The organism is Enterococcus sp. S86.2 (assembly GCF_059834485.2).
Genome location: NZ_CM206813.1, coordinates 2,680,313 through 2,706,507 on the forward strand (window position 1 = coordinate 2,680,313; position 26,195 = coordinate 2,706,507).

Annotated in this window: 27 protein-coding genes; 8 read left to right on the top strand and 19 right to left on the bottom strand. The window is 36.4% G+C overall.

Going from position 1 to position 26,195, the window contains the following annotated elements; all coding sequences use genetic code 11:
* Window positions 1–151 precede the first annotated feature (151 nt).
* The 7 genes from AC6R0T_RS12790 to AC6R0T_RS12820 form a co-directional block, all read right to left on the bottom strand.
* Window positions 152–535, bottom strand: coding sequence for a hypothetical protein (locus AC6R0T_RS12790; protein WP_303754206.1), 384 nt, complete (start codon window positions 533–535; stop codon window positions 152–154).
* 73 nt (window positions 536–608) lie between these two features.
* Window positions 609–1,067: a hypothetical protein gene (locus AC6R0T_RS12795; protein ID WP_303754207.1), complete on the bottom strand. Its 459-nt coding sequence runs from the start codon at window positions 1,065–1,067 to the stop codon at window positions 609–611.
* 218 nt (window positions 1,068–1,285) lie between these two features.
* Entirely contained in the window at window positions 1,286–1,426 is a 141-nt protein-coding gene (locus AC6R0T_RS12800) for a hypothetical protein (RefSeq protein ID WP_303754208.1), read from the bottom strand.
* Entirely contained in the window at window positions 1,402–2,007 is a 606-nt protein-coding gene (locus AC6R0T_RS12805; RefSeq protein ID WP_303754209.1) for an accessory gene regulator B family protein, read from the bottom strand. Before AC6R0T_RS12805 ends, AC6R0T_RS12800 begins: the two co-directional genes overlap by 25 nt.
* Window positions 2,008–2,110: 103 nt before the next feature.
* Entirely contained in the window at window positions 2,111–2,848 is a 738-nt protein-coding gene (locus AC6R0T_RS12810) for a LytR/AlgR family response regulator transcription factor (RefSeq protein WP_303754210.1), read from the bottom strand.
* 1 nt (window position 2,849) lies between these two features.
* On the bottom strand, window positions 2,850–4,025 hold the full coding sequence (locus AC6R0T_RS12815) for a sensor histidine kinase (RefSeq protein ID WP_526159468.1): 1,176 nt from the start codon (window positions 4,023–4,025) through the stop codon (window positions 2,850–2,852).
* Between the two features lie 168 nt (window positions 4,026–4,193).
* Entirely contained in the window at window positions 4,194–5,057 is an 864-nt protein-coding gene (locus AC6R0T_RS12820) for a helix-turn-helix domain-containing protein (RefSeq protein ID WP_303754212.1), read from the bottom strand.
* A gap of 182 nt (window positions 5,058–5,239) precedes the next feature.
* Between AC6R0T_RS12820 and AC6R0T_RS12825 the strand changes: the two genes are divergently transcribed.
* The 4 genes from AC6R0T_RS12825 to AC6R0T_RS12840 all read left to right on the top strand — a co-directional run bounded on the left by AC6R0T_RS12825 (window position 5,240) and on the right by AC6R0T_RS12840 (window position 8,316).
* The gene (locus AC6R0T_RS12825) at window positions 5,240–5,590 is read left to right on the top strand and encodes a hypothetical protein (protein ID WP_095803328.1); all 351 of its coding nucleotides are present in this window, start codon (window positions 5,240–5,242) and stop codon (window positions 5,588–5,590) included.
* 204 nt (window positions 5,591–5,794) lie between these two features.
* Window positions 5,795–6,640 carry a rolling circle replication-associated protein gene (locus AC6R0T_RS12830; RefSeq protein ID WP_303754213.1) on the top strand — a complete coding sequence of 282 codons (846 nt, stop codon included), beginning with the start codon at window positions 5,795–5,797 and terminating at the stop codon, window positions 6,638–6,640.
* 39 nt (window positions 6,641–6,679) lie between these two features.
* Complete coding sequence (locus AC6R0T_RS12835; protein WP_060815436.1) at window positions 6,680–6,955, top strand: helix-turn-helix transcriptional regulator; 276 nt, start codon at window positions 6,680–6,682, stop codon at window positions 6,953–6,955.
* Window positions 6,956–7,020: 65 nt separating this feature from the next.
* Window positions 7,021–8,316 carry a site-specific integrase gene (locus tag AC6R0T_RS12840; protein ID WP_303754214.1) on the top strand — a complete coding sequence of 432 codons (1,296 nt, stop codon included), beginning with the start codon at window positions 7,021–7,023 and terminating at the stop codon, window positions 8,314–8,316.
* Between the two features lie 711 nt (window positions 8,317–9,027).
* Here AC6R0T_RS12840 and AC6R0T_RS12845 read toward each other — a convergent pair.
* The 10 genes from AC6R0T_RS12845 to AC6R0T_RS12890 form a co-directional block, all read right to left on the bottom strand.
* Entirely contained in the window at window positions 9,028–10,095 is a 1,068-nt protein-coding gene (locus AC6R0T_RS12845) for a Fic family protein (RefSeq protein WP_172843735.1), read from the bottom strand.
* A gap of 339 nt (window positions 10,096–10,434) precedes the next feature.
* Complete coding sequence (locus AC6R0T_RS12850) at window positions 10,435–11,205, bottom strand: ABC transporter permease (protein WP_016173365.1); 771 nt, start codon at window positions 11,203–11,205, stop codon at window positions 10,435–10,437.
* The gene (locus AC6R0T_RS12855) at window positions 11,198–12,133 is read right to left on the bottom strand and encodes an ABC transporter ATP-binding protein (protein WP_303754215.1); all 936 of its coding nucleotides are present in this window, start codon (window positions 12,131–12,133) and stop codon (window positions 11,198–11,200) included. Before AC6R0T_RS12855 ends, AC6R0T_RS12850 begins: the two co-directional genes overlap by 8 nt.
* Window positions 12,134–12,427: 294 nt before the next feature.
* Window positions 12,428–14,089 carry an FAD-dependent oxidoreductase gene (locus AC6R0T_RS12860; RefSeq protein ID WP_029487387.1) on the bottom strand — a complete coding sequence of 554 codons (1,662 nt, stop codon included), beginning with the start codon at window positions 14,087–14,089 and terminating at the stop codon, window positions 12,428–12,430.
* A 14-nt stretch (window positions 14,090–14,103) separates the two neighbouring features.
* A complete protein-coding gene (arsB, locus tag AC6R0T_RS12865) occupies window positions 14,104–15,189 on the bottom strand; it encodes an ACR3 family arsenite efflux transporter (protein ID WP_303754216.1) in 1,086 nt (361 codons plus the stop codon).
* Between the two features lie 10 nt (window positions 15,190–15,199).
* Window positions 15,200–16,258, bottom strand: a complete 1,059-nt coding sequence (gene arsB / locus AC6R0T_RS12870; RefSeq protein WP_016173360.1) for an ACR3 family arsenite efflux transporter — start codon at window positions 16,256–16,258, stop codon at window positions 15,200–15,202.
* A gap of 91 nt (window positions 16,259–16,349) precedes the next feature.
* Window positions 16,350–18,077: an arsenical pump-driving ATPase gene (gene arsA, locus AC6R0T_RS12875; RefSeq protein WP_029487386.1), complete on the bottom strand. Its 1,728-nt coding sequence runs from the start codon at window positions 18,075–18,077 to the stop codon at window positions 16,350–16,352.
* A gap of 34 nt (window positions 18,078–18,111) precedes the next feature.
* Window positions 18,112–18,486, bottom strand: coding sequence for an arsenite efflux transporter metallochaperone ArsD (arsD, locus tag AC6R0T_RS12880; protein WP_029487385.1), 375 nt, complete (start codon window positions 18,484–18,486; stop codon window positions 18,112–18,114).
* On the bottom strand, window positions 18,464–18,811 hold the full coding sequence (locus AC6R0T_RS12885; RefSeq protein WP_016173357.1) for an ArsR/SmtB family transcription factor: 348 nt from the start codon (window positions 18,809–18,811) through the stop codon (window positions 18,464–18,466). Before AC6R0T_RS12885 ends, arsD begins: the two co-directional genes overlap by 23 nt.
* A gap of 187 nt (window positions 18,812–18,998) precedes the next feature.
* Window positions 18,999–19,823, bottom strand: a complete 825-nt coding sequence (locus tag AC6R0T_RS12890) for a helix-turn-helix domain-containing protein (RefSeq protein ID WP_029487384.1) — start codon at window positions 19,821–19,823, stop codon at window positions 18,999–19,001.
* Window positions 19,824–20,041: 218 nt separating this feature from the next.
* Between AC6R0T_RS12890 and AC6R0T_RS12895 the strand changes: the two genes are divergently transcribed.
* A complete protein-coding gene (locus AC6R0T_RS12895) occupies window positions 20,042–20,332 on the top strand; it encodes a helix-turn-helix domain-containing protein (protein ID WP_003128904.1) in 291 nt (96 codons plus the stop codon).
* A 47-nt stretch (window positions 20,333–20,379) separates the two neighbouring features.
* Entirely contained in the window at window positions 20,380–21,567 is a 1,188-nt protein-coding gene (locus AC6R0T_RS12900; RefSeq protein WP_071857945.1) for a tyrosine-type recombinase/integrase, read from the top strand.
* Between the two features lie 91 nt (window positions 21,568–21,658).
* On the opposite strand, the gene rpsI is transcribed toward AC6R0T_RS12900, so the two are convergent.
* On the bottom strand, window positions 21,659–22,051 hold the full coding sequence (gene rpsI, locus AC6R0T_RS12905; RefSeq protein WP_206903211.1) for a 30S ribosomal protein S9: 393 nt from the start codon (window positions 22,049–22,051) through the stop codon (window positions 21,659–21,661).
* A 15-nt stretch (window positions 22,052–22,066) separates the two neighbouring features.
* Window positions 22,067–22,513, bottom strand: coding sequence for a 50S ribosomal protein L13 (gene rplM / locus AC6R0T_RS12910; RefSeq protein WP_303754245.1), 447 nt, complete (start codon window positions 22,511–22,513; stop codon window positions 22,067–22,069).
* 463 nt (window positions 22,514–22,976) lie between these two features.
* Between rplM and AC6R0T_RS12915 the strand changes: the two genes are divergently transcribed.
* Together AC6R0T_RS12915 and argH are read left to right on the top strand one after the other, a co-directional pair.
* Window positions 22,977–24,191: an argininosuccinate synthase gene (locus AC6R0T_RS12915; RefSeq protein ID WP_303754217.1), complete on the top strand. Its 1,215-nt coding sequence runs from the start codon at window positions 22,977–22,979 to the stop codon at window positions 24,189–24,191.
* Window positions 24,192–24,492: 301 nt separating this feature from the next.
* Window positions 24,493–25,884 carry an argininosuccinate lyase gene (argH, locus tag AC6R0T_RS12920; protein WP_303754218.1) on the top strand — a complete coding sequence of 464 codons (1,392 nt, stop codon included), beginning with the start codon at window positions 24,493–24,495 and terminating at the stop codon, window positions 25,882–25,884.
* Window positions 25,885–26,195: the final 311 nt, after the last annotated feature.

Consider the following 26,195-nt stretch of genomic DNA (forward strand, 5'->3'; position numbering starts at 1 on the left):
CAAACGGATAAATACAAGAACTATAAACACAACTAAAGATATGTTATAAAACCAACTAACTATACCGGGAATTGGTTTACCTTGTATCGCATAAACATTTTGAATAAGAGTTATTATCAGAAATATTATTAATGAAATCCACAAATTTTGATTACTTTTTCCCATAATTGACACCGGTAATGCCTCCAACAAACGTTACCACCTGTAAATAATACTGTGTTTTTGCGGTTTGGCTCTTACCGGAGAAATAATTGTATGCCCCACGAAATTCATTGGCTACAAATGCACAATAAGCTGTTCCTAATCCTGCTATCCATGCTACGGTCATTCCTACACCAGAGGCAGCGGCCGCAGCTGTAGTATAACTATAACCTCCAGCCAAAGCCCCCCATGCAGCCATTTGCGTACTTGCACTTCCTTTAAGCGTTTTCGCTGTTCCATAAGTTGTTTTAGTACCACCTTCTAGATACACCATTTCATCTTCCGTCAAGTCTAGGTAACTAGATGGCATGTTAAGCTCGCAGGTCATTTCCACATAAATCACTCCTCTTTTTTAATTTTCGTATAACTTTTGACACGGTACGGGCAAATACATTCCCTTAATCAATCTAAATAATAGGTCTGAAAATATCTGCTATTAGTTTTTCACCACCGTTTTTAATATGAACAACATACTCTTCTCCAGTTGTTAATATGTTATTTTCCCAAGCATATAATCCCAGCTTTTCTTGTGAAAAATGAAAATCTTCCGATAACCCATCGAAGTGAGCATACAAGCAATTGCTCACTTTATAAACTTCTGAATATTCTAACCCTTCAATTTCACCACCGGAAACCGTTTGTAATATAATGTCGTAATCAATTAACAATTTACCATCTGAAGTTACGTGAGTCCTCTTCATCCTAGTTATTAACGGTCCACGTACTTTAATTCCTGCGACTTGAATAAGGGTTAACATTTTTTGTATTTCATGATCTAAATCAATTAAATCAACTTGATCTAGTTCCTTAATCAAAACTTTCATTAATTTTAAAGTTTTTTCCTTTTGAATATCGACTTTTTCCATAAGTAACCACCCAATAAATAGATTTAGAATTGAAAATGAAATTGACTAGTGATTGAAGTCAACCTATGTCTTTCAGTAAACCAACATATATATGTTTATACGCTTGTTGATAGTAGGATAAATTACCAATTTTACTTACTAAAGTTCTTGAGTCTCACTAACATCTACCTTACAAAATATTTTTCAATATCTAATTACCATTTACTGTTGTAATTTCCCTATTTCTTTGTATTCTTAGTTTCCATTAAGATTCGAGGTTTCTTAGGTTCATAGAATCCCAATTGACATTTAGCACCATCTCCAAAAATAAAGCCTAACTTTCCAACGACCTTCCCTACAACTCCAATTTTCTTTTCCATCTTATTCCTCCTCGTATAGTATAATTTGGCAACAGAAATAGTAACGCTGTTCCCATGCCATACATCATTAACAGCCCTATCTGAGCTGGAAATATCAATGAAATTCCAAGTAAACCCAGAAATGTTATTAGACAACTAAATTTTAAAAAGTGTACTCTATCTGTATCCTTTGTATATGAATTTTCAGTAAAAGACGGTGCAAAAAGAAGAATAAGGATCACGCCCAGTATCCCAAATAAAAGGAAACAGGAAATATTTAAGTGAATATCCGTGAGTTGAATGATTTTGCTTAAAATAGAAGGTGCAATCGAAAAAAGCAATATACTTGATAGATTACAGATAAAATTATTCTTCGCATGATAGCCAAAACCTGAAATACGTAAAAGACAGAAAGAAATATAACTGATCAACGTTTCTTCTAAGGAATAAAGAAACAACGATGTTATCAATACCAGCAAAACTTTAAATAAGTTATAAAACAAGACTGTCCATCCATAAATAATTTTTGTACGTTCATACTCAGAATAATTTGCTTGAGCCACGTATTTCTTGCACACCAAGTTTGCCAACCATTCTTCCACAGTTTCCCCTCCGTTTACTGGTATCTTAAAGTAAAGAAAACGCATTTTGTTGATTTTTGCCCAAGATGTCGTTTTTTATGCCCAAGCGTAAAAAAAAACCATCTTATAGATGGCTTTTGAATTGATTCAGAATATTTTTTTGGAAACGGAATGACAGATAACAGCTTTCACCATTCACAAAAGTTAATGTTCGTTTTGCCACATCAACACTTACCACATTCTTGATATTAACGACATAGGATTTATGACTTTTCATTAAGGTTGGACTTAAATCCATTAAATCAGCTAGTTTGCCATAAAATTCAAACTGGCGATTATTAAAATGTGCTTCAAGGCAATGGGATTTGGCAGAACTCTCAAAAAACATTACTTGATTAAGTGGGATTTTTTCAACTTTATTCTCGATTTTTAAAATAATCGCTTCTTCTGTCAACCGTTGTTGTAAAAATCGTTCAGATGCTTTATCGATACACGCTTTAACACGTTCTTCAACTGCTGACAGATGACTTTTTTCAATATAATCTAATACTTCTAGTTGATATTTGAAGACCAACGACGATAATTCCCCGTGAGTTGTAATAAAAACAATTTTTGCGCTAGAATTAATGCTTTTTATCTTTTCAGCTACATCCATTCCGTCAATCATCGTTTTTAAATCCACATCTAAAAAGAACAGACTATCTATTTCGCTATCTTGTTCAAAGTTCGTAAGCAACTCCTCAGGTTTTGTCGTACTATATTTCAGGGTCATTCCTACATCTTTAAACAAAATATATTCACGAATGACTTTAACAATTTTATTAAGATAAACAGGTTCATCATCACAAACGAAAATATTCATTTTAGCCCTCCTCATTCATCTGAATCACAATTTTTTGAGTAAACCGATTATCTTCTATTTTCGTTTCTAAAAACAGCTGTGTAGAATTACGAACTACATTTTGTAAAATAGAAAGGCCATTTCCCCGCCCCTCTCCTTTTGTAGAAAAACCAGTTTCCTTTAATTGATGAATTGGGGGAATTGTCGACAGACAAGAATTTTCAACAATAATAGTCAGAAACTCCTTTGTCTGAATCAATCCCATCTTCACACTAGGATACTCTGTCGTTGCTGCACCTTCAATTGCATTATCCAAAATAATACCTACTCCTCTAATCACTGGAATAATCTGTTTATCGGATAATTTCTTTGTTTTTTCGGGCACCTCAACAATGGTATCAATTCCCTTTTGTTGTGCGATAAGAGCTTTATGAATAACTAAGCTTTTCAATTCCTTACTCTCAATATTGGTCGCTTTTGAAAGTTTAAAGCCCTCTTGATTTAGCTCAGAAATCATTGGCAAAATCGACGTATAAAAATAATGTTGAAGCTCGTCATAACTTTTTTCTTTAAGGAAAGTATCCATCGTCAACAAGATATTTTTATAGTCATGACGAAAGTTACGAATTTCATTGTTGGTATTTTCTAAAAGCATCATGTATTCCGTTAAACTCTGGTGCTCTTGCTCTAATAGTTTATTCCTTAGCAACTGACGAATTAAGCCTACAGAAAAACCGGCTCCCACAATCAATGCACCGCCATACAGCATGATAAAAAATAAATGTGTCAGCCCCTGATAAGAATGGCTGTCAAAATAGTATTCATCAAAAATTAATGCGTAATAACTGCTCAATGTCAAGGAACAAAGAGCTGTCAGAACCCAGCCTGTTTCTTTTTGACTTGTTAGATGAAGGAGAAACTCTTTTATTTTTACCGAAATTAGCGACCCAATCAACAAATACATGATGAGTACCATACCCACAACTTGAAGTAACGTCAGAGCATCATAAACTTTAACTTTAGTTAATAAGAAACCCAATACATAGTTCAAGAAGACATAGAGACTTATTGAAAGGGTACTACTAATGACAGCTACAAATTTATTGCTCTCAAAGTTAAAAGCTAAAATTGCTAAAAAAATTCCAAATAATGCAGAAGAAATTGGACCAATGAAATGGAATATTCCAACATTTATCACTATCAAAGCAAATAAAAATAAAAAATAGGAACGTAAATATTTTATTTTCAAAAAACGCGAATTCATAAACCCAATTACTAAAAACTCCCCACTCAGTAACAGTGTCTCTTGTAATCCCCTCATATCCCCCTCATTCCTTCCTTCATGAAATTTCTTACAAAATTTTATTTACTTCTCAAACCAATCTTCCAACTCATCCGTACTAACTTTACTATAAATTCTGATTAGTACCGGACGTAACGTTTCAAATGCTTCTATCAATTCTTCTCCTCCAAATCTTGTGGAAAAAGATTTATTCGTTAATTCTTCGGACAATTGATTGATTAATTCTCCAGTTTTTTGTTGGTCTGCCAAGATATTTATTAGTTTTCCCACTAAATACCGATCTTCAAAATTACTGTTCGCAAAAAAATCGTACTTATCGACTTCCTGCTTAACCAGTTTAATCATATCATCTTTATCTTCATAATTAAATTCGCCGGCTACATCCATGTATTCGATGATTCCACTTGTAATAATGGTGACTGCCTCATCTTTCTTCTGTTTAGATAATTCATCGGCAATCGGTAATTTTTTTATCTGATCACGTACCATTTTTTGAAGTTCTTCTTTAATGACTTCTTGCTGCAATTCATAAAAATAATCATCCATAAACTCCTCGCATGGATAACCAACTTCATTTTCCCATGCAGGATTTTTAAACTTCCCAGTGTAAAACTCTTCTTTAATTGCTTTCACAACTTCTGGATGTTCTTGCACAATCCTGTTCTGCCCTTTTAACTGCAAGTAGTCCGCAATATATTCTTCAATATCGCCAAAGTAAAACCAGCCTACTGGTTTCCCACTAATACTAGATAATTGATTAATGACACTTTCAGGAGCTAGCGCATAGCCTTGAACATAGGAACTGATTGTTGGTTTCTTTATCCCCAAGCGATTTCCTAACTCTGTAAAGGACAGATTCATACTCTCTTTGATTTCTTTGATTCGTTGTCCTACCTTCACTTTATCAGGTTGTAATAAGCCAAACATAGATTACTTCCTCCTTGTCATTTTTCCCTATTATACCATTCGTATAAAATTTCGTATATATTTTTTTGCTAATTCTCTTGACTTCGTATAAACAAACGTATAAAATACAAATCATAGATGGCCATCTATCTTTTTTTAAACCAATCGTATAAATTATCGTATATTAAAAAGGGAGGGCTATTATGCCAATTAAAATCAATGATCTCACTTTACCAAAAGAAAAACTCGAAAAAGAATACCAAGTTGTCAATGTTACTCGCTGGCAAAAAGACGGAGAAATTTTAGGTTGGAGTTATGAATGCATCCTACCAAAACTTCGCTACGAAAAAATCAGTGTCAAAGTCAAATCTGAAAATCCCGTAATTACTCCGGAAGAACTTACTCAACAAGGTTTAGCCATGGTTACATTTGCCAATTTAGTGATTGCACCTTGGGGGCGCTCTAACGGTCAATTCGTTAGCTATGGTTTATCAGCCACGGCAGATGCGGCAACTTTGATTCCGAAAAAACAAGGCCCTGCTACGCAAAATTAATTTTCCTATGGGTTTGTTGGGCGGTTAGGACGAAACGGCGGGGCAGCGCCATAGAGCCGCTTCTGTCCGTTAAGACCGCCCAATAAATCCATAGGCTGGAAGGACTGCTTTGCAGGACTTCCCCTTAACTTGATTTATAGAACAACATCAGGCGAAAAATGATGGTTCTTTGACAACTGAATACACATCAAGGAGTGATGATTTTTGAAAGCTTATAATCAGAAAATCATTGAAACTCCCACGTACCTTGAAATTTATGATTATGAAGCAATCATTACTCCTAAACAAAAAACAGAAAATATTGAAATCAATCCAAAACGAAAAAAAGAATTAGCTTGGCTTTATGAAGAAGAAAATCCAACTAGCGATAAAAGAAAAAACTATGATGAACTATCCGCTCAAGGACAATACGACAGCTTAAAACGAAAACAAAAATACTATCAAAATATGCGTTTTGAAATTGCCCGACTCGTAGATATGAACTTTGACAATCAGACAAAATTTTTAACCCTCACTTTCAGAGAAAACATTCAAGACATTGCCTATGCGAATAATGAATTTAAAAAATTTATCAAGCGACTAAACTACGAACTCTATCATACAAAAAAAGCAAACCTGAAATACCTTGCCACGTGGGAAAAACAAGAACGAGGTGCTATCCATTACCATATCATCCTATTTGACTTTCCCTTTATCTCCGTCAATCGTCTTACTACTATCTGGGGACATGGATTTGTCAAAATCAACAAGATTGATGTAGATAGTATCGAAAATCGCGGGCGCTATATCAGTAAATATTTCGATAAGGACTTAGATTTGAAAGAGCATAAGAAGAAGGCATTCTTCAAATCCCGTAACCTCAAAGTACCCAGCGTCACAAAGCAACTCGTGGATCAACCTTTTGACATCACAAATCAAGAGGTACTTTATACCAATGAGTATCTCGTAAGACGTCCAATATTTTACAGTGCGATAAATGAAGGTGGAACTCCTGAACAAGTGATGGATTTTCAAGAAAGCATTGTTCGTTATACCAAGATAAAAAAATAATTCATTATTCCCTACGCAAAATTCAAAGGAAGTGAGAATATGACCGAAATGAAAATTTTACTCAGTGATGACCAGATGGGCATCATTTCTACTCAACTATCTGATTTAATCACAACTGAAATCGAAAAAATTAAGACACAGGAAAATCTGCAACACCGCTATATGAATAAAAAACAAACTTGTAACTATCTACAAGTTTCCAATAATACGTTAGATGGCTGGATTAAAGATGGCTTGCCCTTCATTCAAATCCACGGATCAAATAGATTTGACCGTATCGCCATTGATCAATGGCTAGCAAGCCTAGCAAAATAATTCCGACATCGTTATACTCCATATATAGTATTTGATTTCGGCTCGCAAACTCGGAGGGAAATACTATGGCAATTAGCAAAACAGAAAATGAGACTTACCGTTTACGACTTTACTATCCACAAGATATCCAAGAGATGATAGGTGTGAACAAACTTTATTCCAAAACTTTCAAAACTAGAAGGGAGGCAAAAGCAGCAGAAATCGATTTTTATGCCAAAATTAAAGAGCTACGGGAAAACAAAGAAAAGAATGCTTTTGAACTAGGTGGTGAAGCACTGTTCAAAGATTTCTATGAAGATATCTGGGTTGATGCTTATACAGCTGGTTTAACTTCTCGAAACACGAAGTCCCCCACTCCTGTTACAATCGCGAATACAAAAGATATTTTTCGACTTCATATCTTACCCATGTTCGGAAAATACACATTGAACTATCTGAATCAAAACAAAGCCTTTGTTCTAAAAATCATGACGCAAAAGGCTGCCGAATACGCAAACTTCAAAATACTACGTAGCTACGTTAATTCTATTTTCGATTGGGCAGAAGAACTTGAATACATTGAACGGAATAAACTAGAAAAATCGCTCAAACGGATCAACGCTACTAAGAAAAACCAATTGCAAGAAGCTAAAAAAGAAGAAGATTTGTACCTCTCCTTTGAACAACTTCAAGAATGGCTAACTGCCGTCCAAAACGATTATGAAAGTGGGCAATTGACTTTACAGGACTATGTATTATTTCTGACTACCTTCTTTTTATCTGATCGCAAATCAGAAACTTATGCCATCAAATGGAAGAACGTGAATTTCACTACTTCCCAGATTACGATTGGCAAAGCCTTGGATAAATTTGGCAATGAAAAAAGCACAAAAGGGAATAAAACGACAATCTTCCATATTCCAAATGAGCTAAAGCAATTACTTCAACAGTGGAAAGTCCAGCAAAAAGAAGAACTAGCTCAATTTGAAATCGAACAAACCGAAGAACAGCTACTCTTTACCTTCTTTGATGATAAAGGGAATATCAATCAAAGGCTTCATACAGATTATTTGAACTACCGCATGAAATCCATTGAGCGACGACATAAGCACCTTACCCATGCGACTCCACACAAGTTACGGCATACTGGCGCAACTTTAGCCAAACAAGCTGGTGTCGCTCTAGAACAAATTTCTGAAGCATTGACTCACAGCGATACCAACATCACAAGAGCTTATGTAAATACACCAAATGTGATTCAAATGCCTATTGGTGAAATTGCCTATCGTAAATTATCTCAAAAAGAGTCAGATCGGAATGGTGTCAACAATGGTGTCAACTCAAAAAAAGACGCTTCGCAAAGTGAATTGCGAAACGCCTGAAAGTACTGATATGAAGCTGTTTTTAACGCTTAGAGAATTGAGATGCTTTACGTGCTTTTTTAAGACCTGGTTGGCAGTTCAACTGTGTTATTTTAAATCAATGAATATCAAAAATGCTGATTTATCAGTATTTTTCGCCTCAAGATTTGTACTGGATTTCAGTCGATTTTAGGCACTCGTAACCACGATTCGTAACCAATTTTGAACGTAAGACAATTTGGTTACGACAAATTCAGAGCATATCAGTATCTACTACACTTCTTTTTTATCTTTCCATTGAAGAAACTGCATGGTAAACCCATGTGGTCTTTTTAACGTTGCAAAGTCAAAGATAAAAGAACAAATCCTCCAAATGTTAGGCGCTCTTTGCGGAGGGGTTCGCCTCAAGCGAATTCCCCTTCGTAAAGAGTTCGCCTTGGACACGAGTGGGCGCTAGCCCGCGAGTGTTGTTTCACCCCCCCTATCTAACAGGGGGGTACAAAAACACGAAAAACAATCGAAAAACTACGTACAAACACTGTTATACCAAGGAAATAAGCACTTATTGACAAGTGTAAACTAATTTAAAAAAGTTCACACTTTGTTTTCACTGGTTTTAGCGAGTTTCAAATAGTGTATTGAGCTAATATTTTTAGTTATGCAAGTTTCAATTAGCCTCATTGAATTTTAAACTACCGATTTTGTGCTTCTATTAATGGCCCGTGAATCGTATTACGATTTGAATTCATTTATTAGCTGATACTTAGTCGAACGGCCTTGCCCGACTTTTTGAATCTTATTCTCTGTTTGTAGCCCAGCCAAGGCCCGTTCTATCGTTCGCTGGCTAATATCCGGCAACAAGTTCTCCATGTCAGCTCTGCTTAGAGGTTCAAAAGACTTCTCTAGTTCTTCTACTACCCGCTCTGCTGGTGTTAGCTCCTGATTGATAATAATCTCGAAACGCTCTGAGAAGTTTTCATAGGCTCGCAAAATGATTCCCACAAGATAGCGAACAAACGGCGTATAGTCTTGTTCATTTTCCAACCATCCCACAGAACTCGCCTGTAACGCTTCATAGTAAGTTTGCTTCGATTCTTCAATCAGCATCTCAATACTGATGTACTTGCCGACTAAATAGCCCGACTTGTACAGCAACAGCAATGTCAATAAACGAGACATCCGCCCATTTCCATCACTAAATGGATGAATTGAGAGAAAGTCTAAAACAAAGCAAGGAATCAGCAGTAAGGGATCAATCTCAGCCTTCTGAATGGCTTGATTGTATTGGTAGCACAGCTCATCAATTAAATCAGGTGTCAAATATGCAGGCGCTGGTACAAACCGAACTCGCTCGTTACCATCTAAATCTTTTTCCGTAATAACATTATCGCCACTTTTAAACTTACCTTTGTAACTTTTAGCCGAGTAATTATATAGATTTTTGTGTAACGTTAAAATATCGTTGGGCACGACGCGAATATACTCGTAACTATCATGAATCAGTTTCAACACATCTCGATAACCGGCAATTTCTTCTTCATCCCGATTACGAGGTTTTACTTTTTCCGCTACGATTTGCTTCAAGCGGCCATCTGTTGTTGCAATTCCTTCAATTTTGTTGGAAGCCTCTGTACTTTGAATCAAAGCCAAGTCTGTCAGTTTGCCTAAAATCTCTGGTTTTGTGGCAATATACAGTTCTTGTTTCCCCTTATAATCATGAATCTTGGTCAGCATATTTAGCAAATCATGACTAAGAGAGAGCTTTTTCAACTCATGATAATCAAATTCTTTCACCGCCATTCACCTCTTTTCTCCGCCATTTTATCTTATTTGGCGGAGAAAAACAAATAATGGCGGAGAAAACTATATTTCATCATCACATTAGTTTTACTATTCAAATACAAAAAGCCCTAAAAGTATTTCACAAATTCAATTCAAATAAACTAAGTTTTAGTGAGCTTCGATAATCCAATTTCTTTTAACTGGTAGATTTTTTAGGAAAAAGAGTAAATTCTACGTAAGAGCTACAATTAAAGCTCTAAATGTTGATATTGCTTTTATCAGTTGTGACTGATCTTCAAAAAAACAACTATTCGATGTTAATTTGTAGCTTTTAAATGGGATATCATTGTAAAAGCATTAACTTCTTAACCCTCTACCTGTATCGACTAAATAGTAACAAATAGAATAAAGAACAACAATAAATAAAATAAGTATTGTAATCGACATAGCTATTGGTACATCGGTTGTTCCTAAAAATCCATATCTAAACGCTGAGATCATATAAACAATTGGATTTATTTTTGAAACACCTTGCCAGAATGGGGGCAACATCGATATCGCATAAAATACTCCTCCTAGATAAGTTAACGGCTGTAAAACGAAGGTGGGTACGATCGATACGTCGTCATAAGATTGAGCAAAAACACCGTTTATCAAACCAGCTAATGAAAATAATATTGCAGTCATTAATAACGTGAGAATAACAATAATCCATGAATGAACATTAAGTGGCACAAAAAATAAGGAAATAATCGTTACAAGTGATCCTACGAGAATACTTCGTCCTAACCCACCAATAACAAATCCCCAAATGATGATATGTGTTGGTACTGGAGCAACTAATAGCTCTTCAATATTTTTTTGGAACTTTTGAGAGAAAAAAGATGAAGATACATTAGCGTATGAGCTTGTGATTGCTGACATCATAATTAATCCGGGTACGATAAATTCCATATAAGTGAACCCACCCATATCTCCAATTCGGCCACCAATCATTTTCCCAAAAATGATAAAATACAACGATGTCGTTATAACTGGTGGCACCAGAGTTTGTACCCAAATACGTAGATAACGGTTAGTTTCCTTAATAGCAAGACTTTTTAAAGCAGTAAGATAAATATCACGCATTGGTTTCCTCCAAAAATCTTTTTTCTTCGGTGATTTTCAAAAATAACTCTTCTAAACGATTAGATTTATTCCGCATCGATAAAACTTTCATCCCTTGATCACTGAGTTGATTAAAAATATCATTTACTCCTTGATTTCGTTCAACTTCCACTGATAAAGTCAGATCGTCTTCTAAAGAATACGTATATCCTTCTATCTTAGGAACTGCATCATGAGGTGCTAGATCTAAAATAAATGTTTCAAATTGTAATTTGGATAGAAGTTCTTTCATACTAGTATTTTCAATCAATTCTCCTGATTGAATGATCCCTATGTGTCGACAAAGCATTTCAGCTTCTTCCAAATAATGAGTGGTCAAGATAATAGTGGTTCCATTTTCGTTTAATTCTTTTAAGAAGGACCACATTTCACGTCTCAGTTCAATATCCACCCCAGCGGTTGGTTCATCCAAAATTAATAGCTTTGGTTCGTGCATTAGTGCTCGAGCGATCATCAGCCGGCGCTTCATCCCGCCAGAGAGCATCCGAGCACGTTCGTTACGTTTTTCCCATAAATTTGATTGCTTCAAATACTTCTCACTGCGCTTCAATGCTTCTTTTCTCGGAACACCATAATAACCTGCCTGATTCACTACAATTTGTTGAACAGTCTCAAATGGATTGAAGTTGAATTCTTGTGGTACAAGACCAATTTGCTGCTTTGCTCTTTCTAAGTCTTTATCAAGATCGTAGTCGAAAACTTTTACCATTCCAGATGTTTTATTGACAAGAGAAGTAATAATACCAATGGTTGTCGACTTCCCAGCACCATTGGGCCCTAAAAGGGCATAGAAATCACCCTCTTCAACCTGGAGATCAATTCCACGTAATGCCTCAACACCTGTTCCATAGATTTTTTTTAAATTCATTATTTCAAGTGCATATTCCATATACTTTTTCCTTTCGTAAAACAATTCTTAAATTAGAAGTCGCTCTAACTTTTATACTGTAAAAAGGCATGTGGTCAATTGACCACATGACCTTATTTTTTCTTACTTTGTCTTTCTTTCCTTTTGGCCAATAAATAGAATACCAAAATTAGCGTAATAAAGTTGATAAATATTCCAATACTAATTGGATAATTTAGTAATTTAGCTAGAATAAATGCCAGTGACATCCCAAATAATCTAGCAACGGCTCTCTTTTCTTCAGACATAAATTATATTACCTCAGCAATTTACTATTTAATCAATATTCTCATAAATTTCTTGATAATTTTTGTTTCCTCCGGAAAGATTGTACACGTGTTTGAATCCTTCGTTTAACAGTATATTTTGTGCAGCATTCCCGGTAACACCTTTATTACAGTACGTAATTGTCAAAACATTCTTGTCTAACTCATCGTAGCGTGTCCTCAAATCAGATAATGGAATATGAATAGCTCCTTTAACCTTTGATTTTTCGAATTGCTTTTTGGATCTTGTATCAATTATCTGTAACTTTTCTTTTCTGTGTTGTCGTTCAATTAACTCAATCGGGGACATCAAAGGCGCTCTTCTCTTCACCGCGTTATCTAAGGCCATTCCAGTATAATGAACGGGATCCTTGGTTGTTGAAAATGGTGGTGCATAAGCTAAATCTAAATCAAACAGTTCTTCCGCCAATGCTCCAAAGGAAATAGCCGTAGCAAGCACGTCGATTCTTTTATCTACTCCGTCATAACCGATAATTTGGGCACCCAGAACTCTACCGCTGCTTTTATCTGCTATTGCTTTGATGACCATTTCTTTGCCATCCATGTAATCAGGTTTATTTGGTTTTATATTGTATAAAACGGCAACTTCTAATCCTTCTTTAAGAGCTTCCTTTTCAGTAAGACCCGTTTGTGCAATGGCTAAATCAAAAAAGCGCAAAATACCGGTTCCTAATATTCCTTTAAATCGTAAAGAGCCACCAGTAATTGTGTCACCAGCAATTCTACCCATCTTGTTCGCAGTCGAAGCCAAGGGACGATAGATTGGTTGTTGAGTAATGCGATTGTAGCTTTCTGCTACATCCCCTACTGCATAGACATTTTTCAAATTGGTTTCCATTCTATTGTCTACTTTAATTGCTCCCGTTTTGCCCAACTCTATTCCTATGGTTTGAGCCAATTCTGTATTTGGCCTTACTCCTGTTGCCAATACAAATAAATCGGCTGATAATTCATTCCCTTTTGAAGTCTTAACAGCAGTTAGTTGTTCTTCACCTACTAATTCAACAACCGTTTCTTTTGGCCTAAAATCAATCTGTTGTTTTGCTACTTCGTTCTCTATTCTTATAGCCATATCCCAATCTAAATGAGACATTGGATGGTTGCCTCGTTGCAGTAACGAAACAGCTATTCCTTGTCTCTGTAATTGTTCAGCCATCTCTAACCCAATATATCCAGCACCTACAATAACAGCTTTTTCTACTTTATTAGTCTTAATAAAGTTGTGAATATTTTTACCACTGGAAACATTTTTGATTTGAAATACATTTTCAAATTGTCTATTAGAGAATATAGCCGGTGTATTGTAAATTGAACCTGTTGCAAATACTAATGCATCATAATCATCTGAAAACGACTTTCTAGTAATCAAATTTAGTCCGTAAATACGTTTCTTTTTATGGTCAATACGTTGTACTTCATGCGAAGTATGAATATCTACGTTGTATCTCTTTTTGAACCACTCAGCATTCCGTGGAGTCAATTCATCGAATTTTTCAACTTCTCCTCCAACAGCATATGGAATTCCACAAACAGAATATGAGATGTCGATATCTTTATCATATAGAATGATTTCCGCTTCTTCTGTGTTCCTTCTCGCTTTTGCAGCAACACTTGTTCCTGCTGCAACAGACCCGATGATTATTATTTTCATACTATGCACCCCAACTACTCATATAGATTTTCAATTTGGTTAGTATCACCTGACTTAACAAACCATGACTTAGTATTGTTGGAAATCTTTACTAATAGCAACATGATCGGTACCTCAACTAACACTCCTACAACTGTTGCTAAAGTCGCGCCAGACTGTAGGCCGAAAAGTGAAATCGCAACAGCAACCGCTAGTTCAAAGAAATTGCTCGCACCAATCATTCCAGCTGGTGAGGCAATCTCATGAGGCAACTTCCAAAACCTTGACCACCCATAGGCAATAGTAAAAATTAGTAGCGTTTGAATGGTTAGTGGAATTGCAATTAATAAAATATGAATTAGATTGGCTAATATTTTTTCACCTTGAAAAGAAAAAATAATAATCAACGTTAGCAATAATCCAATGATTGTAACAGAGTCAAATTTCTTTAAAAAGACATCTTCGAAATAGTACTTACCTTTATTTTTTATTATCATTACTCTAGTAACGAAACCTAGAAGTAGTGGCACTACTACAAAAAGAACTGTAGATAATAGCAATGTTCCCATTGGAACAACAACATTGTCCACACCAAGTAGAAACGCTACAATGGGTGCGAATAGAATCAAAATAATTAAATCATTGATCGCTACTTGTACCAGAGTGTATGCTGCGTCACCTTTCGTTAGATAACTCCATACAAATACCATAGCTGTACAAGGTGCAGCACCTAATATAACAGCACCAGCAACGTACTCTTTTGCTAATTCTATAGGTATAAGATTCTTAAAAATCACATAGAAGAAAAAAGCGGATATAGCATACATTGTAAAAGGTTTGATTAACCAGTTTGTCACGCAGGTAACAACTAATCCTTTAGGCTTTTTGGCTGCACTAACAATACTAGTGAAATCAATCTTCAACATCATTGGATAAATCATTAACCATATCAAAATTGCTGTAGGTATTGATACCTGATAATATTCAAACTTACTTAAGGTGTCAGGAACGCTCGGCAAAAATTTTCCAATTAGCACCCCAATAACCATACACACAATTACCCATAACGTCAGATATTTTTCAAAAATACCTAATCCTTGTTTTTCATTCTCTGAACTCATTTATTTCCTCCTAATGGCTTGCGCCTTCTTTCGAAAAATATTTTTGTTTAAATTTTAAAGCAACATTCACTAAAGCAATTAAAACTGGAACTTCGACCAAGGGGCCAATAACCGCCGCAAATGCTTCACCCGAATTGATCCCAAATACACCTACTGCTACGGCTATCGCTAGTTCAAAATTATTACTTGCAGCCGTAAAAGATAACGACGCCGCGATTGGATAACTTGTGCCCATTTTTTTTGAGAGTAAAAATGATACAAAAAACATAATTACAAAATAGAATAGTAGTGGGATAGCAATTCGAACTACATCTAATGGCAACTCAATCACTTTTTCACCCTTTACGGAAAACATTACGATAATTGTAAATAGTAATGCAACCAAAGTTATTGGGCTTATTTTAGGGATAAACTTAGTTTCAAACCATTTTTTCCCTTTCATTTTGATCAAAATAAATCTTGAACTAAAACCTGCAATAAATGGGATTCCCAGATAAATAAAAACGCTTTTGGCAATTTCTCCCATTGTAATATTAATCGTATGTGTCTCTAAACCAAGCCAGTTCGGTAATACTGTGACAAAGATATATGCAAATAATGAGTAAAATACAATTTGAAAAATAGAATTAAATGCTACTAATCCAGCTGTATACTCGTTGTCTCCTTGGGCAAGCTCACTCCAGACGATTACCATAGCAATACATCGAGCAAGCCCAATCATAATTAACCCAACCATATAACTTGGATAGTTGTGCAAAAAGACTACTGCTAAAACAAACATAATAATTGGACCGACAATCCAATTTTGAACTAGTGAAAGTAAGAGTACCTTCCAATCCTTAAAAACACGCCACATTTCTTCATATTTTACTTTTGTAAGTGGTGGGTACATCATCAAAATTAAACCTATTGCAATTGGAATCGAAGTCGTCCCAACTTCTAAATGATTTATTACTTTAGGAATATTGGGAAAAAAATACCCCATTCCTATACCAATTGCCATTGCAATAAAAATCCATAATGTCAAATATCGATCTAGTAAAGACAATTTCTTAGTTACTTGATTCATTTTTCCATCTCCAGCAGAATAAAAAATTTATTTTCCTCAAACGAATAGATGAACCTATATATAGATTGTCATCTATATATAGGTCAAAAAATTAATGAACTAATTTTGCGTCAAAGTTAGGAACCCACTCTGTTACCGCAAAATGCCCATCTGAAAGATCTTTTACTTTATTGATCCACTCAATTTCATTTGTAGCGCGCGCCTTTAATACTTCATTGGACGTATCGGTAGCATACATACTTTGATTGACTAGCCACCAAGTATGAGCAATCTTTGCACGATTCAAATCTTCATCTAAACGCATCGATTCGTACACTGGCGTTGTTTCAGGCAGAGTAACCATCAATACTTCCGTTTCATTGCTATTTTGTAATCTTGGTAATAGCTTTTGAATCGACAATGGCACTTCGCCAGAACTTCTTTCAACTTCTTTGGCATAGCTTTGCGTGGAATCCAAAAGAAGCAATGTGTGTCCTGTTGGAGCGGTATCTATTACCACAATTTCATTTTCTGACTTATCTACAATTTCCGCAAATGCTCTAAATACTGCAATTTCTTGCGTGCAAGGTGAACGAAGGTCTTCTTCGACATAAGCGACATCATCCGCATTCATCGTCAGACGAGCTTTTGAAAGAACCTCTTTTTTGTAAGATTCTAGTTCCTGTTCTTCATCGATATGGCTGATTGAAATTGGCAACTCATTCGAAATAAAAAGATTTAGATGATCGGCAGGATCCGTTGTCGCTAAACGAACTTTTTTACCTGATTGTGCCAATTTTTCTGCGATTTGAATAGCAACAGTTGTCTTGCCAACGCCACCTTTTCCCATCGTAAAAATAATCTTTTTATTCGTTCGAATAAACTCACTCACAATAAAATCTAACGTTGGAAACTCAATCGGTTCCTGTTCATGTTGGTGAACAGCTGGCTGTTGATTACTCAATAAAATTTGAAGCTTATCTATTCCTGCAACGTTATATGGGCGAAGTGGAATATAGTACTTTTCTAATTTGCTCAAAGGCTTTGGCATTTCTTCTAGATCACTTTGTTGTTCACCGTAGATTACCTGAGAAATCACATCATCAGGATTATTCAATAATCCGTTAACCACTAGTAATTGATTCTTAATCCCTAATTTCAATAGTTCCTCGGAAGCACGTTCAGCTTCAATTAGTGGTGCTTTTTGCGGTCTGGTCACTAAAATTAAAGATGTTTGGGTTGCATCTGTAAGTGTCTCCACTGCTTTTTCATATATCTCTTTTTTATCACCCAATCCGGATAATTGTCCCAAGCAAGAAACTCCAGTTGTATTTTCATCCAGATAATTATTCCAAGCAGAAGGTAATTGTAGCATTCTTAGCGTATGCCCAGTGGGGGCGGTGTCAAAAATTACATAATCAAATTGCTCTGCAACTTCTTTATCAGTTAAAAAGTTCGCAAACTCGTTAAAAGCAGCAATCTCTACTGTACAAGAGCCTGATAATTGTTCTTCCATATTAACTAGTGCACTATCTGGTAAGATTCCCCGATAAGGACCGACAATACTCTCTTTGTATTCTTCTGCCGCTGTGATTGGATCAAAATTTGCAACTTTCAAATGGCTAATTCCGTCAACCGTAGTCGGTTTATTTGTTAATTTTGTTTGGAAAACATCTTGCAGGTTTGAAGCCGGGTCTGTGCTGACTAGCATAACCTGGTTGCCGTCTTCCGCTAAAGATGTCGCCGTGGCACAAGCCGTAGTCGTTTTCCCAACCCCACCTTTACCTGTGAAAAACAGATATTTAGTTAATTCTATCTTTTTTGGTATATATTGAAGCATTGTATCTCCTCCCTTTCCCTTTTAAAGAGGTCTATTAACAACAGCCTTCGCTCCCATTATTCCCTCCACAGCAGCTACCAGAACTAGCTGATTGAACTACAAAGCGAACCTCTCCATACTTTCCGAATTCCTCTAAGGTTGGATAAGAACCTTCTTTGACAATTTTTCCATCTAATAAGGTTATCGGCAAAATATCATTACCATTTTCTTGAAGCAACTTCAAGATTGTTGGATTTTTGACAAAAGCATCTGGATCACTGGTTAAATTGTGACGAGAAGCGTCAATTGAATCCAGTCCTTCGAAATTTTCAAATACTGAGGTTACCATTAGTAATTCTTCATCAACTGATGGACCGCAGACTCCTGTTGAACAACACATTGCTGGTTCAAATAGCTCCAATTTTTTCATCATTTTTTTCCCCTTTACAATTACAATTTAGTTTATTACAAATGCAATCATCTTTATCAGAAAACAATTGCATCATTGAACCCATAAATTGATCGGCGAAGCTTTCCGTTAATTGATAATGATGCCATATTTTATCCTTAGTCACTGTGACAATCCCAGCCTTTTCTAATACTTTCATATGATGTGAAAGAGTTGGCTGAGTGAAGTCAAAGTGATCTAAGATATCGCAGGCACACAAACTACCGCAAGACAATATATCAATGATTTTTAAACGTTTTGGATCAGCAAGAGCCTTAAGCATTATCGATATTTCATCATAATTCATATCTTCTACTCCTTTACATAGATGGATGTCTATGAATAATATAGATGAACATCTATATATTGTCAATCGCTTCTGTCTTTTTATTTCTTACTTTACTTTGAAACCTTTACTGCAAAAATGTAAATACTACCTATCACTCAAAAAGTAATAGATGGTATTTATCAAGTAATTATACGTATCAACCGCACTATTTCAATTTTAAAAAATAAATTTGCATTCTACTTGCCTCAGATTTAAAAGCCTTGTATATAAAATTCGTAGTATCTTCGTTCTTAACTTCAAATCGTTTTGACTGGCTGTTATAACTATACTCAACAATATTCAATTTTTCCTGCGCACGTTCAAAGCCATAGTAAATAATTCTAGACTTAGTTAAGTCTACACCTAGCATTGGAAAAGCTCGTGTAAAATAATCAATTTCAATTTGATTCCTTAAATCCGGAAAATTATGGTATAGATATTTTTGTCGCTTCGCAAATGTATAAGGCAACAAATGAACTCGGTTGTTCTTAACGTCTACATAGGCATAATAACGTGGTGATGGATCCAATGGGTCATTAGCCGCGGCCGCCGTATAAAGAGAATCTGTTCCTTCAACTTTGGAATACGTTAGATACGGATCATTTCTCTCCACTAACATACCGGAATCCATAATTCCTTGCAGAAACTCCATAATCGTCATTTCATCATAGACATCCACTTTTTGCTGTTTCAAGAATACCAACATTTGTTGTAGAAATGCTGGATTCACTTGTAACTGAAAATGGTCCTTCAATAAATTTGTTAGTACTTCCTCTGGCGTCCCATACAATAGCTCTTCTACCGTCGTCTTACCCAATAAGGCGATTTTTTTTAGTTTATCTTCTTTGGGCAGATTAATTCCTCGCTCCCAATTATTAACTGTGGTTTTGGGAGAATTACTGATTAGCTCACCAAACTGAGCCATACTGTAGCCTAAATCCGTCCTTATTTCACGGATTTTTTTTGCTACTCTTTGTTGATCAACTTTCATAGTCCTCATCACTCCGATATTTTTCTAGTTTAATCATATCAAACTTTCTTAATAATCGAAATACAAAAGTACTTATTTTCGGACTTTATTTTATTGACATTCTATCGAATTGGGTGTACGATAAACAAAAGTACTTTTATAAGTACTTTTGAAATGCCCTTTGAAAACTGAATAGCACCTTTCTTCTTTTCACTTCTAGATCGGAGGTAGATCAATCAATGGCAGTTGAAATTACACTTTCGCCTGATCAAGAGACGAGTTTAAGAGAATATATGTATACCTTAATGGTAGATGAAGTGAGAAACGCACGAATAGCCGTACATTTAGAGAATCGCTATTTATCAAAAAAAGAGACTTGTGAGTATTTAGGTATCGCCAACAACACGCTTGATAAATGGATTGATGCAGGACTTCCCATGATACATCTTTGGGGTGTTGTACGATTCCAGCGAGAAGAGATAGATAAATGGCTAAGGGAGTATTCCAAAGCACAGCAAGGCGCTGTATGATGAGTGTGTAGTGATACTGATATGCCATTTTTGAAAGGAAGATAGAAATGGCAATTAGTCTAATGGAAAATGGCTCGTATAAAGTCAATGTTTATATGGGGGCAGATGCTTCTCGATACGTGGCTTATGCGGACAGCAAACACGAAGCAGAGATTTTAGAAACAGAAGCAAAATTAAAAAAATTGAAAGGAGAAGTGAAAAAGAAGAAAGGTTCTTATACATTCAAAGAGGTTTACCAAATGTGGTGGGATAAGAAATACACGGTAACCCAACATCATGAGCAATCCACCTTGGATCGAACTAAGACTTGTTTTAAGAAGCGGATTCTTCCTTACCTAGGGGATATTCCAATTAATAAGATTACCTATGACCTATTAGAAGATACCCAAATTTTGTGGGCATTTGGCAATGAGGAAAAAGGGATTAAACCTTACGCTAACTATAAACACTGTGTCTCCTACACCAAACAAGTATTACGCTATGCCCTAGTGAAAGGTTATATCCAGAAGAATCCCTATGATTTGTTGGAGATGCCTGTAAATGCAGACCTAAAAAACAAAAAGGAAGAAAAACGTCAGCAAAAATATTATTCCAAGGAACTCATTCAACAGGTGTTAACTTTGATGAAACAAGAATATGGGGTGCGAGACTATACGTTACTTTCTTTGGTTTATCAATTAGGAGCAGCCAAAGGAGAAATTTATCCCTTGGTCTGGTCAGATATTGATTTCAAAAACAAGACGATTTCCCTCATGCATAAATTGGTGAAAAATAAAGCTACCGGAAAATACGAACGTGTAAAAGGAATGAAAAACTCCTATCGCTTTCGGACGATTCCAGTAGCAGATTCCGTCATTGATTTATTGGCAAAATGGAAAAAGGTACAATTCAATGAACTTCAACAAGTCAATATTTTCCCAACCGATGATCAATTTATCTTCACCTATACGACTCAAAAGGGAGAACTGAATCAACCTTTGCATCCAGACTATCTTAACAACAAACTTGATGCCCTTTCAAAGAAATTCGGCCTTCCTAAAATAACACCACACGGCTTGCGGCATACCTTTGTCAGTGACCTTTTAAACAATGGTGTCGATGATTTAATTGTAAAATCTCTAGTCGGTCATGCGGAAACATCTGAAATCACACGAAATGTTTACGGACATGTAAATCCAGAAGTTCAAAAAGAAACCGTCAAACATTTGGAGGATTATCGGCAAAAAACAAGTTGAGAAAAATAGTCGTAACCAAACTCGTAACCAAAATAAAAAAAGCACCTCCCAACTGAATGGAAAGTGCTTGAAATCGTTGGTATAACAACGATTAACGTTTTGAAAATTGAGATGCTTTACGTGCTTTCTTAAGACCTGGTTTTTTACGTTCAACCATACGAGCGTCACGTGTTAATAGACCAGCGCGTTTTAATGCAAGACGGAAGTCAGGATCAACTTCTAATAATGCACGAGAAATACCGTGGCGGATTGCGCCAGATTGTCCAGCATAGCCCCCACCGTTTACGTTTACGATTACATCGTAAGCGCCAGTTGTTTCAGTTACGCCAAATGGTTGGTTGATAACTAAACGTAGGTCAGCATGTGGGATATATTCTTCAACGTCTTTTTTATTGATAGTAATTTTACCAGTACCTGGTACCAAACGTACGCGAGCTACTGCATTTTTACGACGGCCTGTGCCGATATATTGAGCTTGTGCCAATGAAATTCCCTCCTATTAAATTAAGTTTGTGATGTCTAATACTTCTGGTTGTTGAGCTGCATGTGGATGTTCAGCGCCACCGTAAACGTGTAGCTTCATGCCTTGTGCGCGACCCAAAGTGTTTTTAGGAAGCATACCTTTTACAGAAGTTTCGATCAAACGACGAGAATTTTTAGCACGCAATTCACCAGCTGAAACTTGTTTCAAGCCGCCAGGATGATTTGAGTGACGGTAGTAAATTTTATCAGATGCTTTTTTACCTGTTAATTTCACTTTGTCAGCGTTAATGACGATTACAAAATCACCTGTATCCACATGGGGGGTGAAAGTTGGTTTGTTTTTACCGCGTAAGATTGAAGCAACGACTGCTGAAAGGCGTCCCATTGGAACATCAGTAGCGTCTACTACATACCATTTACGTTCTACTTCGCCTGGTTTGGCCATATATGTTGTACGCAAGATTTTTTCCTCCAATTTCAATTTCGAATGTTTACAATCACTTGAGTTTCCGGGGCTCTTTGTGGGGTAAACAATACCATTTAACATAATAACGGTAAAACTGCGCAAAGTCAATCAAAAGTCGCGGCTTTTCCCAGTATTTTTAAACTTTATTTTTTCCTGCCATTATTTCCCTACTATTAATAATCAAATTTTTTAGAAAAAGACATTTTCAACAAACAGTCCTTGTTACATTTTATTCCATCATTTTTCAGAAAATGATTTTTAGATTTCTTTAAGCAATTTTGTTCTTTTATACAAACTAAACTTTATAAATCACCTATTTTTGTATAATTTATGCTTTTTTAAAAATATTTTGTATAAATATTTATATTTTTGCTTGCTTTTTAATTTTCAATTTGATACGATAGCGTCAACACATTTTTACTCACACTGAAAAAAGCACAACAGAAAGGGCGTATTTATTATGAAAGAGAAGGTTGTATTAGCATATTCAGGAGGACTTGATACCTCCGTATCCATTAAGTGGTTGACCGATGAAGGGTATGACGTCATCGCGTGTTGTTTAGATATTGGGGAAGGAAAAGATACGGCGTTTATTAAGGAAAAAGCGTTGCAAGTGGGGGCAATCGCCTCTTATGCCATCGATGCTAAAGACGAGTTCGCCGAAGAGTATGCCTTAATTGCATTGCAAGGCCACACTTTTTACGAACAGTCTTATCCTTTAGTATCTGCACTATCCCGACCGTTAATTGCGAAAAAATTAGTTGAACTAGCCCGATCAACTGGCGCTACAACGGTTGCACATGGTTGTACTGGTAAAGGAAATGACCAAGTGCGTTTTGAAGTTGCAATCAATTCTTTAGCGCCAGAATTAAAAGTGATTGCACCTGTCCGTGAGTGGAAATGGTCTCGTGAAGAAGAAATTGCTTACGCCGCCAAAAAAGGTGTACCAATTCCAGCGAATTTAGATAATCCTTATTCGATTGATCAAAATATTTGGGGACGTGCGTGTGAGTGCGGCATCCTTGAAGATCCTTGGGCAACACCGCCTGAAGGAGCTTACGAAATTACCACTGCCATTGAAGATACACCTGATACAGCTGATATCGTGGAAATTACCTTTGATCAAGGCGTTCCGGTGGCATTAAATGGCGAAACCTACAATTTTGCTGACATTATTATGGAATTAAATTTAATTGCCGGCAAACATGGCGTGGGGCGAATCGACCACGTGGAAAATCGTCTGGTTGGCATTAAATCCCGCGAAGTCTACGAATGTCCCGGCACAGTGACTTTAATGAAGGCGCATAAAGAATTGGAAGACTTAACTTTTGTCCGTGAAGTAGCCCATTTCAAACCGATGATTGAACAGCAATTAAGTAACATTATTTATAACGCATTATGGTTCAATCCACTAACTGACGCTTTAATTGCTTTTCTAAAAGAAACGCAAAAATATGTCAACGGTATCGTCCGCGTTAAATTACTAAAAGGCAACGTGATTGTGGAAGGACGTAAATCTGAAAATAGTTTATACTCTGAAAACTTGGCGACTTACACATCTGCTGATACCTTTGATCAAGACGCAGCAGTTGGCTTCATTAAATTGTGGGGCCTGCCCAGCAAAGTTCACGCTGAGGTTCAAACACAAATGCAAGCAGAAAATTTGGTAAAATAAAGACAAACAGGATATTTATTTTACCGACAATCAACTTTAAGACAAATGGCTGTGCCATAAGTTAGGTAACGATACAAACTCTAAAATTTAACAAATCGAGATTGGAATAGACGTGTTCAGCTTAGAGAAGCTACTGCTGGACCCTCGTTTATCCGTAAATAAGCGCTGTGATTATATTAATTCACAGCCCCAAGATTCGTTACAAATCCAGCGGACTGTAGTTATTTCCGGTTGGATTTATCCCAGAGTTTTCTTACAACTTATGTCGCAGCTTTTTTAACTGACAAACGAGGTGGAGAAAGTGGCAAAATTATGGGGTGGCCGTTTTGACGGTCAAAACGAAGCATGGATTGACGCATTTGGCGCATCGATTTTATTTGATCAAAAAATGGCAACACAAGACATCAAGGGCAGTTTGGCCCATGTTAAAATGTTGGCCAAAACAGAAATCATTACCGCTGAAGAATCTGCTGAAATCCAGCGGGGGTTAGAAAAACTGCAAGAAAAACTAGCAGCCGGACAATTAGAATTTACCATTGGAAACGAAGATATCCACATGAACTTGGAATCTTATCTGGCCGCAGAAATCGGGCCGGTTGCCGGCAAGCTCCACACTGCCCGCAGTCGTAACGACCAAGTGGCGACAGATATGCATTTATATTTAAAAGATATCGTCAAACAATTGCTACCAAAAATTCAGCATTTTCGCAATGTTTTAGTGGAAAAAGCAGCAGAAAACGTCCACACCGTCATGCCTGGCTACACGCATTTGCAACATGCACAACCTATTTCTTTTGCCCATCACCTGCTGGCTTATTATGAAATGTTGACCCGCGATCAAACGCGTTTTACTGAAAACTTACAGCGAATTGATAGCATGCCACTAGGTAGTGCCGCACTTGCGGGTACGACCTTTCCAGTCGACCGCTTTTTTACGGCTAATGAACTAGATTTTGGCAATATTTATGCCAACAGTTTGGATGCTGTTAGTGATCGTGATTTCATTTTGGAATTTTTAAGCAACAGCGCCATTATGATGATGCATCTCTCCCGCTTTTGCGAAGAGTTGATTTTGTGGTGCTCCCATGAATTTAAGTTTGTGGAATTAACCGACAGCTTTTCTACCGGCAGCTCAATTATGCCCCAAAAGAAAAATCCCGATATGGCCGAGTTGATTCGCGGTAAAACTGGTCGCGTTTACGGCAACTTATTTGGTCTTTTGACCGTTATGAAAGGCTTGCCCCTTGCCTACAATAAGGATTTTCAAGAAGATAAAGAAGGCATGTTTGATACAGCGGAAACGATTTTAACTAGCCTGGATATTATGGCAGGCATGATTGATACCATGAAAGTTAACAAAGAAAATATGGCGCAAGCCACTGAATCGGATTTTTCCAATGCAACAGAACTAGCCGATTACTTAGCCAACCACGGCGTGCCATTCCGCAAAGCCCACGAAATTGTCGGCAAGTTAGTCCTAGCCTGCATTCAACGGGGGATTTTCCTCCAAGATGTGCCGCTGGAAAAATACCAGCAAATCGCACCTGTCATTGAATCGGACATTTATGAAAAATTATCTTCTTATAACGCCGTTAAAAACCGCCACTCTTATGGTGGGACCGGTTTTGATCAAGTAGACAAACAAATCAAAGCCGCCAAAACACAACTGCAAAAAGAAAAAGCTGCCGATTAAACTACGGGCGCAAATATTTAACATAGTCCTGACAATTTTTATCATATAAAAAGTTAAAATACCTGTATTATAGAAGAAAACTTTTGGTCGCTTGCTTTCAGCACCAAAAGTAATCGCCCCATTCTTGCAACTGTGAGCTTTGCGGCAAACTTCTTAATCCAGGTATTTTTTATATTGAACAATAAAATGAACTCAAGGTATCGCGAGTGCGCGTAATACGATAAAATTTTGATAATTTGTTTTTCAAATTTAAACGTAAAGCACCAGCAAGTTTTCCAAAACAAAAAACTACATATTTCAAAAAAAAGTGA

Coding starts and splice junctions, on each gene's coding strand:
- AC6R0T_RS12795 (WP_303754207.1), bottom strand. CDS start 1,067: ATGGAAAAAGTCGATATTCAAAAGGAAAAAACTTTAAAATTAATGAAA.
- AC6R0T_RS12800 (WP_303754208.1), bottom strand. CDS start 1,426: ATGGAAAAGAAAATTGGAGTTGTAGGGAAGGTCGTTGGAAAGTTAGGC.
- AC6R0T_RS12810 (WP_303754210.1), bottom strand. CDS start 2,848: ATGAATATTTTCGTTTGTGATGATGAACCTGTTTATCTTAATAAAATT.
- AC6R0T_RS12820 (WP_303754212.1), bottom strand. CDS start 5,057: ATGTTTGGCTTATTACAACCTGATAAAGTGAAGGTAGGACAACGAATC.
- AC6R0T_RS12825 (WP_095803328.1), top strand. CDS start 5,240: ATGCCAATTAAAATCAATGATCTCACTTTACCAAAAGAAAAACTCGAA.
- AC6R0T_RS12835 (WP_060815436.1), top strand. CDS start 6,680: ATGACCGAAATGAAAATTTTACTCAGTGATGACCAGATGGGCATCATT.
- AC6R0T_RS12840 (WP_303754214.1), top strand. CDS start 7,021: ATGGCAATTAGCAAAACAGAAAATGAGACTTACCGTTTACGACTTTAC.
- AC6R0T_RS12845 (WP_172843735.1), bottom strand. CDS start 10,095: ATGGCGGTGAAAGAATTTGATTATCATGAGTTGAAAAAGCTCTCTCTT.
- AC6R0T_RS12850 (WP_016173365.1), bottom strand. CDS start 11,205: ATGCGTGATATTTATCTTACTGCTTTAAAAAGTCTTGCTATTAAGGAA.
- AC6R0T_RS12855 (WP_303754215.1), bottom strand. CDS start 12,133: ATGGAATATGCACTTGAAATAATGAATTTAAAAAAAATCTATGGAACA.
- AC6R0T_RS12860 (WP_029487387.1), bottom strand. CDS start 14,089: ATGAAAATAATAATCATCGGGTCTGTTGCAGCAGGAACAAGTGTTGCT.
- arsB (WP_303754216.1), bottom strand. CDS start 15,189: ATGAGTTCAGAGAATGAAAAACAAGGATTAGGTATTTTTGAAAAATAT.
- arsB (WP_016173360.1), bottom strand. CDS start 16,258: ATGAATCAAGTAACTAAGAAATTGTCTTTACTAGATCGATATTTGACA.
- arsA (WP_029487386.1), bottom strand. CDS start 18,077: ATGCTTCAATATATACCAAAAAAGATAGAATTAACTAAATATCTGTTT.
- arsD (WP_029487385.1), bottom strand. CDS start 18,486: ATGAAAAAATTGGAGCTATTTGAACCAGCAATGTGTTGTTCAACAGGA.
- AC6R0T_RS12885 (WP_016173357.1), bottom strand. CDS start 18,811: ATGAATTATGATGAAATATCGATAATGCTTAAGGCTCTTGCTGATCCA.
- AC6R0T_RS12890 (WP_029487384.1), bottom strand. CDS start 19,823: ATGAAAGTTGATCAACAAAGAGTAGCAAAAAAAATCCGTGAAATAAGG.
- AC6R0T_RS12895 (WP_003128904.1), top strand. CDS start 20,042: ATGGCAGTTGAAATTACACTTTCGCCTGATCAAGAGACGAGTTTAAGA.
- AC6R0T_RS12900 (WP_071857945.1), top strand. CDS start 20,380: ATGGCAATTAGTCTAATGGAAAATGGCTCGTATAAAGTCAATGTTTAT.
- AC6R0T_RS12915 (WP_303754217.1), top strand. CDS start 22,977: ATGAAAGAGAAGGTTGTATTAGCATATTCAGGAGGACTTGATACCTCC.